Source organism: Paracidovorax citrulli (genome assembly GCF_900100305.1).
Lineage (GTDB): Bacteria > Pseudomonadota > Gammaproteobacteria > Burkholderiales > Burkholderiaceae_C > Paracidovorax > Paracidovorax citrulli.
On sequence record NZ_FNEY01000008.1, the window covers coordinates 143,664 to 151,890 of the forward strand.

General features: G+C 70.3%; 9 protein-coding genes. 7 read left to right on the forward strand and 2 right to left on the reverse strand.

Going from position 1 to position 8,227, the window contains the following annotated elements:
* Position 1 precedes the first annotated feature (1 nt).
* From BLR99_RS07975 to BLR99_RS07985, 3 genes are read left to right on the forward strand one after another with little or no spacing between them, the layout of a single operon-like run.
* Positions 2–811 carry a putative hydro-lyase gene (locus BLR99_RS07975; protein ID WP_046059467.1) on the forward strand — a complete coding sequence of 270 codons (810 nt, stop codon included), beginning with the start codon at positions 2–4 and terminating at the stop codon, positions 809–811.
* Positions 812–822: 11 nt separating this feature from the next.
* Positions 823–2,442: a 5-oxoprolinase subunit PxpB gene (pxpB, locus tag BLR99_RS07980; protein WP_011796563.1), complete on the forward strand. Its 1,620-nt coding sequence runs from the start codon at positions 823–825 to the stop codon at positions 2,440–2,442.
* Between the two features lie 45 nt (positions 2,443–2,487).
* Entirely contained in the window at positions 2,488–4,239 is a 1,752-nt protein-coding gene (locus tag BLR99_RS07985) for an acetyl/propionyl/methylcrotonyl-CoA carboxylase subunit alpha (protein WP_011796562.1), read from the forward strand.
* Between the two features lie 213 nt (positions 4,240–4,452).
* Here BLR99_RS07985 and BLR99_RS07990 read toward each other — a convergent pair whose 3' ends face one another.
* Entirely contained in the window at positions 4,453–4,917 is a 465-nt protein-coding gene (locus tag BLR99_RS07990) for a hypothetical protein (RefSeq protein WP_199240275.1), read from the reverse strand.
* 134 nt (positions 4,918–5,051) lie between these two features.
* Entirely contained in the window at positions 5,052–5,297 is a 246-nt protein-coding gene (locus tag BLR99_RS23055; protein WP_170838033.1) for a hypothetical protein, read from the reverse strand.
* Between the two features lie 169 nt (positions 5,298–5,466).
* Here BLR99_RS23055 and BLR99_RS07995 point away from each other — a divergent pair, with 169 nt between their 5' ends.
* The 4 genes from BLR99_RS07995 to BLR99_RS08010 form a co-directional block, all read left to right on the forward strand.
* Positions 5,467–6,024 carry a cytochrome b gene (locus BLR99_RS07995; protein ID WP_011796559.1) on the forward strand — a complete coding sequence of 186 codons (558 nt, stop codon included), beginning with the start codon at positions 5,467–5,469 and terminating at the stop codon, positions 6,022–6,024.
* A 70-nt stretch (positions 6,025–6,094) separates the two neighbouring features.
* Positions 6,095–6,673: a YceI family protein gene (locus BLR99_RS08000; RefSeq protein ID WP_011796558.1), complete on the forward strand. Its 579-nt coding sequence runs from the start codon at positions 6,095–6,097 to the stop codon at positions 6,671–6,673.
* Positions 6,674–6,750: 77 nt separating this feature from the next.
* Positions 6,751–7,326 (forward strand): YceI family protein, encoded by a 576-nt coding sequence (locus BLR99_RS08005; protein ID WP_011796557.1) that lies wholly within the window; start codon positions 6,751–6,753, stop codon positions 7,324–7,326.
* A 622-nt stretch (positions 7,327–7,948) separates the two neighbouring features.
* Positions 7,949–8,227: transposase (locus BLR99_RS08010; protein WP_139160148.1), on the forward strand; the 279-nt coding region annotated here is incomplete at its 3' end.

Below are 8,227 nucleotides of genomic sequence, written 5' to 3' on the forward strand. Positions count from 1 at the left end.
GATGAATTCCCCTCTCGAAGCCGCCCGTGCCGCCGCCATCCACGCCGCGCGCGCAGCCCGCGCCCGCTACCGCGCCGGCGTGGTGGAGCCCACCGCCGGCCGCGCCCCGGGCATGACCCAGGCCAACATGATCGCCCTGCCGCGCGAGTGGGCCTGGGACTTCCTGCTCTACGCGCAGCGCAATCCCAAGCCTTGCCCGGTGCTGGACGTGATCGAGGCCGGCAGCCATGCCACCGTGCTGGCCGAGGGCGCCGACCTGCGCACCGACATTCCGCTCTACCGCGTCTGGCGCGATGGGCGGCTGGCCGGGGAAGTCTCCGACGCCACCGCGCTCTGGGCCGGGCAGCCCGACCTCGTCACCTTCCTGATCGGCTGCAGCTTCACCTTCGAGACGCCGCTGCAGGAAGCCGGCATCGAGGTGCGCCACATCGCCCAGGGCTGCAACGTGCCCATGTACCGCACGCAGCGCATGTGCCGGCCGGCCGGTCGCCTGCGCGGCGAACTGGTGGTGTCGATGCGGCCCGTTCCCGCCGACCGGGTGGCCGATGCCGTCTCCATCTCCGGCCGCTTTCCGTCCGTGCACGGCGCGCCCGTGCACGTGGGCGACCCGGCGGCGCTGGGCATCGCCGACCTGGCGCGGCCCGACTTCGGCGATCCGGTGGAGATCCATCCCGGGGAGGTGCCCGTATTCTGGGCCTGCGGCGTGACGCCCCAGGCCGCCGTCATGGCCTCGGGCGTGCCCTTCGCCGTCACCCATGCGCCGGGCCACATGTTCATCACCGACGTGCCCGACAGCACCTACCACGTCTGACGGAGTTTCGATTGCGCTTCCTTCCCGTCAACCTCGATGCCCTGCTGGTCGAGCTGGACGACCTGCAGCAGACCCTGGCGCTGCATGCCTCGCTGCGGCGCGACCCCATCGCCGGCATCGAAGAACTGGTGCCGGCCGCGCGCACCGTGCTGGTCCGCTACCGGCCTGCGGCGCAGGGCTTCGCCGCCCTGGTCGATGCGATCGCCCGGCGCGACGTGCGCGGCGAGGCGCAGCGCAGCGACACGCTGGTGGAGATTCCCGTGCGCTACGACGGCGAGGACCTGGCCGAGGTGGCGCAGAGGCTGGGCATCACCCCCGACGAGGTGGTGCGCCGCCACACCGGCAGCGAATACACCGTGGCCTTCACGGGCTTCGCGCCCGGCTTCGGCTACCTGGCCGGCGGCGATCCGGGCCTGGACGTGCCGCGGCGCGCCACGCCGCGCACCCGCATCCCGGCCGGCGCCGTGGGCCTGGCCGGCACCTTCAGCGGCGTCTATCCGCAGGCCAGCCCGGGCGGCTGGCAGATCATCGGCACCACGCCCGTGGCGATGTGGGACATCGACCGCGATCCGCCCGCGCTCCTGCAGCCCGGCGCGCGCGTGCGCTTCGTGGACATCGCCACGCTGCCGGCATCGGCGCGGGAGGCCCTGGAGGCGGTGAAGCCTGCGGCGCCCTCCGCGTCCGGATCCGCATCCGCCACGCCGGACACCGGCGCGCAAGGGCCCGCACTGCGCGTGCTGTCCGCGGGCCTGCAGACACTCTTCCAGGACCTGGGCCGCCATGGCCATGCGGGGCAGGGGGTCTCGGCCTCCGGCGCCATGGACCGGGCCGCCTGCCGCGCCGCCAACCGGCTGGCGGGCAATCCCTCCGATACCGCCTGCCTGGAGACCGTGCAGGGCGGCCTGCGCCTGCGCAGCCAGGGCGAGAACGTCGTGGCCGTGGCCGGCGCGGATGCGCCCCTGTGGTGCACGGCCGCGGACGGACGGCGCTGGCCGTTGCCGCGCTACGCGCCCGTGGCGCTGGCGGACGGCGACGAACTCGCCATCGGCGAGCCGCATGCCGGCGCACGCTGCTACGTGGCGGTGCGCGGCGGCTTCCGCGTGATGCCGGTGCTGGGCAGCTGCGCCACCGACACCCTGGCCCGCGTGGGGCCCCCGGCCGTTGCCGCGGGCGACGTGCTGCCCGTGCGCGTGCCGCAGGGGTTGCCGGCCGTCGGGGCGGCAGAGTTGCCCCCGGACGGCCTGCCCCGGGCCGGCGGCGAAGTGGTGCTCGATTGCGTGCCGGGGCCGCGCACCGACTGGTTCACGCCCGAGGCCCTGGCGCTGCTGGCCTCCCAACGCTGGCAGGTCACGCCGCAATCCAACCGCGTGGGCCTGCGCCTGGCGGGCGATACGGCGCTGGCCCGCGCCGTGCAGGGCGAACTACCCAGCGAGGGCGCTGTGGCCGGCGCCATCCAGGTGCCGCCCAGCGGCCAGCCCGTGCTGTTCCTGGCCGACCATCCCCTCACCGGCGGCTATCCCGTCATCGGCGCCGTGGCGCCCCACCACCTGGACCTGGCGGGCCAGATCCCGGTGAACGCATGGGTGCGCTTCCGTCCCATCCGGGCGTTCGAGCCGGTCACGCGCCCGTGAACACCATGAAAAAAGTCTTGATGGCTTGCAGCGAAAGTTGATCCGATGAAGAAAGTCCTGATCGCCAACCGCGGCGAGATCGCCGTCCGCATCGCCCGCGCCTGTGCCGACCACGGTCTCGCGTCCGTCGCCGTCTATGCCGATGCCGACATCGACGCCCTGCATGTGCGCATGGCCGACGAGGCCTGGGGCCTGGGCGGCGACCGCCCGGCCGACACCTACCTGCACATCGACAAGCTGCTGGACGCCGCCCGCAGGAGCGGTGCCGACGCCGTGCACCCCGGCTACGGTTTTTTGTCCGAGAACGCGGGCTTCGCGCGCGCGGTGATCGGCGCGGGCCTGACCTGGATCGGCCCGCCGCCCGAGGCCATCGAGCGCCTGGGCGACAAGGTCGAGGCGCGCAGGCTCGCGCTGCAGGTGGGCGCGCCGCTCGTGCAGGGCACGGCCGGCCCGGTGCGGGACGTCTCCGAGGTGCTCGCCTTCGCCGGGCAGCATGGGCTGCCGATCATCATCAAGGCGGCGTTCGGCGGCGGCGGCCGCGGCATGAAGATCGCGTGGCGCATGGACGAGGTGGAAGACCTCTACGCCTCCGCCGTGCGCGAGGCCACGGCCGCCTTCGGGCGCGGCGAATGCTTCGTGGAGCAGTTCCTGGACCGCCCGCGCCATATCGAGGCCCAGGTGCTGGCCGACACGCACGGCAACGTGGTGGTGCTGGGCACGCGCGATTGTTCCCTGCAGCGCCGCAACCAGAAACTGGTGGAGGAGGCGCCCGCGCCCTTTCTCACGCCCCAGCAGCGCGAGCGCATCCACGCGGCCGCGCGCGATATCTGCGCCGCCGCCGGCTACACCAGCGCGGGCACGGTGGAATTTTTGCTTTCGGGCACGGGGGCGATCTCGTTCCTCGAAGTGAACACGCGCCTGCAGGTGGAGCACCCCGTCACCGAGCAGACGACCGGCATCGATCTGGTGGTGGAGCAGTTCCGCATCGCCGAGGGCCTGCCGCTGCGCACCACGCGGACGCCCGAACCCCTGGGCCACGCGTTCGAGTTCCGCATCAATGCGGAGGACGTGGGCCGCGGCTTCCTGCCCACGCCGGGCGGCGTGACCGCGTTCGAGCCGCCCTCGGGCCCGGGCGTGCGGCTGGACACCGGCGTGCAGGCCGGCTCCATCGTGCCGGGCACTTTCGATTCGCTCATGGCCAAGCTCATCGTCTCCGGCGCCACGCGCGAGCAGGCCATCGCCCGGGCGCGCCGCGCGCTGCGCGAGTTCCGCATCGGCGGCGTGGCCTCGGTCCTGCCGTTCCACCGCGCGGTGATGGAGCACCCGGATTTCACGAACGGCGAGGCGTTGCGCGTGCACACCCGCTGGATCGAGACCGACTTCGCCGGGCCGCTGGCCGCCGCGGCGCGCGCCGAGCCGCCGGCCGATACCGCGCTCGTGCGCACCGCCATCGAGATCGACGGCCGCCGCGTGGCCCTGGGCCTGCCCGCGCTGCTGCTGCAGGGCCTGCAGGCTGGACCGGGCGCGCAGCCTGCCGGCGCCCTGGCGCAGGCCGCGACCCCGGGGGGCACGGGAGAGGAGGGCGCCGTGCCCGCGCCCGTGGCCGGCACCGTGCAGGCATGGAAGGTGACGGAGGGCGACACCGTGGCCGAGGGCGACGTGGTGGCCGTGATGGAGGCGATGAAGATGGAGATGCAGGTCACCGCGCCGCGCGCGGGGCGCATCGCCGGGCTGGTGGCCGTGGGGAGCTACCAGGCGGCCGGGGCGCCGCTGGCCCGGGTGCGGCTGGATGGCTGAGGCCGCGGCGCATGGGCCCGCCGTCCGCCCGCTTCACTGCCGGGGCTGCGATGGCCTCACCATGTGCCCGCGCGGGTGCAGGTGGTTCGCTGCGGCAGGCCATGCCCAGCCCGGATGGAATTCTCGCTGGGCTCGCCTTTGGCGGCCGGAGGGCCGGGCGGGCGAACGAAGTGCCCTGCCGCGTTCGGACGGACGCGCGGGGCCTGCCCGGGCTCAGCGGCCGCGCTGCTCCGGCTTCGCGTGGGTCTCCCACTTCACGGGCCGCGGATCGGCGATGGTGTTCACCTCCTGGCTGAACCGCCCGTACTGCGGCGCGATGTGCGGATCGTCTTCCCACGTGGCCTGCTGCGTGAACTTGCCGGTCTTGCGGTTGAACTTCAGGGCGTGCATGGCCGTCTTGCCGCCCCAGTCCGTCGAGGGCAGGGAGATGAAGTTCACCGCGTACTCGTCGTCGGTGAGCTTGCCGCGCACCACGTACACGCCATAGTGCTCCTCGCCGGGCGAGATGATCTTGTACACCCCGTTGTCGTAGTAGTAGAGGGTGGCGTCCTCGAAGGGCTTCTTCTCGTACATCTTCTCGTAGAAGAGCTTCTGCGTGAACGTGGGCTTGCCGAAGCGGACGTCGACCGAAGGGGTCTGCGCAGCCCCGCCGCCCCCGGCCGAGGCGATGGAAGCCATGGAGCAGGCCAGCAGGGACAAAACTACTTTCTTCAAGGACTCACCTCTTTCCGATGGATGGGAAGGGGCCGCGCCAGGCGTGGCGAGGCCGCCGGGCGATCCTAGCCACGGTCGAGCTGGTCGAAGGCCCGCACCTATGCAAAAAATTGATTCAGTGCATCACTTTCGTTGAGGGTGCCGCCGCGCGCAACGCCCGCGTCCTGCCGGGCCGCGATGTCGAGGTACGTGGCCATGGCCTGTTCGCCGGCCCCGCCGTGGACGGCCGGGGTGGCGGGGTGGCGGGGTGGCGACGGCCGGCGCTTCGCCGTTCCACTTGAACCCGTGCGCACGACGCGGATGTCGCGGCCGATGCCGGGAACGTCCTTGAACGTGCCCACCATGCCACGGCCGAAGGGGCGGCGCCTGTCGAGTCAAGCCCTCATGGCTTCACAAAAATTGAATCGAAGCATCAATTGGATTGAAGTTTTACGGACGAAGCGGCCCTAGACTGGCGGCGCACCAGCCCGGCCGCACCGCGCGGCCGTCCGAAAGACCACTGCCCCACGATCCATGAATCCGTCCCGTCCGGCCCGCTATACCGCCACCGCCATCCTGCTGCACTGGGTGCTCGGCCTGGCGATCGTCGCCGTGTTCCTGCTGGGCCTCTACATGACGGGGCTGCCGTTCTCGCCGCAGCGCCTGAAGTTCTACAACTGGCACAAGTGGGCCGGCGTGGCGATCCTGGCGCTGTCGGCCCTCCGGCTGCTCTGGCGCCTGACGCACCGCCCGCCGGCGCTGCCCGCGGCCGTGCAGTCCGCGATGCCCGCATGGCAGCGCGCCGCGCACCATGGCACCCATTACCTGATGTACCTGCTGTTCTTCGCCGTGCCCCTGATCGGCTGGGCCTACAGCTCTGCCGCGGGCTTTCCCATCGTGTTCCTCGGCATCGTGCCGCTGCCGAGCTTCGTGCCGGTGAGCCCCGAACTGGCCGAGGCCATCAAGCCCTGGCACTGGATCACCGCCTACGCCCTGGCCGTGCTCGTCGTGCTGCACGTGGCCGCGGCGCTGAAGCACCAGGTCATCGACCGCGACGGGCTCATCGGGCGGATGCTGCCCGGCCGTGCCTGACGGGCTGAACAACGGGCAGCCCGAGCCGTCCGTGTCTTGTCACCGAATCATCGAAGCAACGGAGCGATCCATGAAATTCTCCCCCTCCCTCTTCGCCGGCCTCGCGCTGGCATCTTCCGCGCTGCTGGCCGGCGCGCCCGCCTTCGCGCAGCAGAAGCTGGTGCCCGAGCAGAGCGAGATCACCTTCGTGAGCAAGCAGATGGGCGTGCCCGTCGAGGGCCGCTTCAAGAAGTTCGATGCGCAGGTGGCCTTCGACCCCGCCAAGCTCGCCACGAGCAAGGTCACGATCACGGTGGACACCGGCAGCGCCACCCTGGGCGTGAAGGAGTCCGATGCCGAGCTGCCCAAGGCCACGTGGTTCAACGTGCCCAGGTTCCCGCAGGCGACCTTCCAGTCCACGGCGATCAAGTCCACCGGCCCGGGCAAGTTCGAGGTGGCCGGCAAGCTGAGCATCAAGGGCGCCACGCAGGACGTGGTCGCGCCCGTCACGCTCACCCAGAACGGCGCCACCACCATCGCCACCGGCAGCTTCCCGATCAAGCGCCTGGCCTTCAAGATCGGCGAGAACGAGTGGGCCGACACCTCCATGGTCGCCGACGAGGTGCAGGTGAAGTTCAAGCTCGCGCTCACGGGCGTGGGCAAGCTCTGAGGCCCCCCGGGCCGATCCCCGCGCTTTCCTGTCCCTTTTTGCCTTCCTTCCCTTTTCTTTCAACCGGAGATCCCGACATGCGCAAATCCCTGTTCGCCCTGGCCGCCGCGGCCGCCCTCGTTGCCGGTGCCGCTCAGGCGGAGACCGCCACGTACACGGTGGAGCCGACGCACACCTTCGCCACGTTCGAGATCAGCCACTTCGGCGCCAGCGTGAACCGCGGCCGCTTCGACAAGAAGGAAGGCACGATCGCGCTGGACAAGGCCGCCAGGACCGGCAAGGTGGACATCACCTTCCAGATCAACTCCATCAACACCGGCACGCCGCCCTTCGACAAGCACCTGCAGAGCCCCGACATCTTCGACGCGGCCAAGTACCCCACCGCGCGCTTCGTGGGCGACAAGTTCACCTTCGACGGCGACAAGCTGGTGTCCGTGGCCGGCAACCTGACGATCAAGGGCCAGACCCATCCCGCGACCTTCAAGGCCAACCAGTTCGCCTGCTACCAGAGCCCGATGCTCAAGCGCGAAGTGTGCGGCGGCGATTTCGAGACCACGATCGACCGCACCCTGTTCGGCCTGGACTACGGCGTGCAGTACGGCTTCCCCAAGAACGTGCGCATCGTGGCGCAGGTCGAGGCCGTCAAGCAGTAAGCGGCGGCGGTCCCCTGCAGACCAGGGCCATTCCCGTCTTGCCCTGGGCGACGTCCCAGACGGCACAACCGGCATGACGCTTCCCGCGTCTTGCCGGTTTTTTTATGGCTGCCGCATGCTTGCAAGGGCACTGCATGCATGGTTGATCTTTCGCATGCATGTGAGCGGATTCGGGAAAACATGTCAGTCCGTAAAGAGATCAGGGAGAGGATGGAACCAGGCGACTTCCACCATCCATCGTGATAGCAAGCGACACATCCTCTGCTGCATCCGCTTCCTCCTGTCCGTCGCTGGCGAAGCAGAACCCTGCACAAGCGTCCGGCGAGGTTCACCGATCCGCGCGCGAAGGATACAAGAGCGTCTGGGCGCATGGCGGCATGCCTGGGGCGGCTCGCGCAGGAAGGCCCGGGCCACCTCGACAAGCTCAAGTCAAGGAATGCGTGGAGAACCACATCACGAACAACGGTGGCGATGCCATCAGCGCGGGCACGCTGCTGCGTGCCAAATTCCTGCCAGGGCGGGCGGGAGCGCAGGTCTGGCTTCGCAGTCTTGATTCACGGCATTTTTAGAGCGTGTTATGAACTTTGCTCCTCGGAGTGGAAGTCAAAGGTAGAGTCTGCGGATGCCCCGCAAGCCCTACCCGACGGATGTCAGCGATGAAGAATGGAGCTTCGCTGCGCCCTACTTGAGCCTGATGGACCAGCGCGCGCCCCAGCGCGAGCACGATCTGCGCGAAGTCTTCAACGCCCTGCGCTGGCTGGTGCGCGCAGGCGCGCCTTGGCGGATGCTGCCCAACGATCTACCTCCTTGGGAGGCGGTCTACCAGCAAACCCGACGCTGGCTGGAAGCGGGCTGCTTCGAGGCGATGGTGTCGGACCTGCGCTCGATCATCCGCGTGGCG

Excerpts from the sequence above, each read along its gene's own strand:
- BLR99_RS07975 (WP_046059467.1), top strand. The coding sequence starts at position 2 with ATGAATTCCCCTCTCGAAGCCGCCCGTGCCGCCGCCATCCACGCCGCG.
- BLR99_RS07985 (WP_011796562.1), top strand. The coding sequence starts at position 2,488 with ATGAAGAAAGTCCTGATCGCCAACCGCGGCGAGATCGCCGTCCGCATC.
- BLR99_RS07990 (WP_199240275.1), bottom strand. The coding sequence starts at position 4,917 with ATGGCTTCCATCGCCTCGGCCGGGGGCGGCGGGGCTGCGCAGACCCCT.
- BLR99_RS23055 (WP_170838033.1), bottom strand. The coding sequence starts at position 5,297 with ATGGTGGGCACGTTCAAGGACGTTCCCGGCATCGGCCGCGACATCCGC.
- BLR99_RS07995 (WP_011796559.1), top strand. The coding sequence starts at position 5,467 with ATGAATCCGTCCCGTCCGGCCCGCTATACCGCCACCGCCATCCTGCTG.
- BLR99_RS08000 (WP_011796558.1), top strand. The coding sequence starts at position 6,095 with ATGAAATTCTCCCCCTCCCTCTTCGCCGGCCTCGCGCTGGCATCTTCC.
- BLR99_RS08005 (WP_011796557.1), top strand. The coding sequence starts at position 6,751 with ATGCGCAAATCCCTGTTCGCCCTGGCCGCCGCGGCCGCCCTCGTTGCC.